This is a genomic window from Citrobacter sp. TBCS-14 (genome assembly GCF_005280805.1).
Classification (GTDB): domain Bacteria; phylum Pseudomonadota; class Gammaproteobacteria; order Enterobacterales; family Enterobacteriaceae; genus Citrobacter; species Citrobacter gillenii.
On the sequence record NZ_SZWM01001227.1, the window covers coordinates 1 to 607 of the forward strand.

1 pseudogene is annotated in these 607 nt (G+C 58.6%); it reads right to left on the reverse strand.

The window, feature by feature from the left end:
* Positions 1–607, reverse strand: a pseudogene (locus FDX22_RS26380) (thiamine pyrophosphate-binding protein); the annotation flags it as partial.

The window sequence follows — 607 nt, forward strand, 5'->3', positions numbered from 1 at the left end:
TGCGCCATACCTACGCCGCCACCGACGTACAGGATCGGTTTTTGCGCCTGCGCCAGCATGTTACGCGCCTGCTCAACGTCAGCATGCGGGAAAGCCTCAACGTTTTCGACGGTGGTAAAATACGGCTCCAGCGTACCGCTGGCTAATTGGATGTCTTTCGGGATATCCACCAGAACCGGACCCGGGCGACCGGAATTCGCCACGGCGAAGGCCTCAGCCATGATGCGCGGCAGCTCTTCCAGTGACTGNGGACAGCGACATACCAAGCACGTCCACTTCCTGGAACGCATCCGTTCCGATGAAAGGTGATGCCACCTGGCCGGTGATCGCGACCACTGGAACAGAATCTAACAACGCATCGGCAAGTCCGGTGATCAGGTTGGTAGCACCAGGGCCGGAAGTGGCGATACAAACACCGGTTTTACCCGTTGCACGGGCATAACCAATCGCCGCCATCGCCGCACCCTGCTCGTGTCGGCACAACAGGTGCTCTACGCCGCCGTCATACAATGCATCGTAAACCGGCATAATTGCGCCACCGGGATAACCAAAGACGGTTTGAACCCCTTGTGCACGCAACGCATGTACCACCCACTGTGCCCCATTC